Below are 339 nucleotides of genomic sequence, written 5' to 3'. Positions count from 1 at the left end.
GAAGCCCTCGCCGCGCTGTCACGTCTGAAGGAATGGATGGAGGGAGCGGGGCTGACCCTGCACCCGGAAAAGACCCGCGTGGTGGACATGGAGCCGGTCGGGAGTCACATCGACTTCCTCGGCTACCGCTTCCAGCGAAGCCGCCATGGGAACCTCCTGCGGCTGGTGCGCCCCAAGAGCGTGCGCAAGCTGCGCGAGACCATCAAACCGAAGACGCGCCGGACCAATGGGACGAGCATGGAAACCATCGTGGCGGACCTCAACCGGACGCTGCGGGGTTGGTATGGCTACTTCAAACACGCAAGCCCCGGCCATCTGGGAGAGATCGACGGATGGGTG

General features: G+C 64.6%; 1 protein-coding gene. It reads left to right on the top strand.

Annotated elements, in window-relative coordinates:
- Positions 1 to 339 (top strand): group II intron maturase-specific domain-containing protein (locus ACG2LG_RS24360; RefSeq protein ID WP_396263522.1); only part of this gene is annotated, 339 nt, incomplete at both ends.

The sequence above is a fragment of the Haloferula sp. A504 genome (assembly GCF_044385805.1).
In the GTDB taxonomy this organism is placed as follows: Bacteria; Verrucomicrobiota; Verrucomicrobiia; order Verrucomicrobiales; family Akkermansiaceae; genus Haloferula.
Note: the sequence above shows the minus strand (reverse complement) of the source record. Positions and strands in the feature narration are given on the sequence as shown.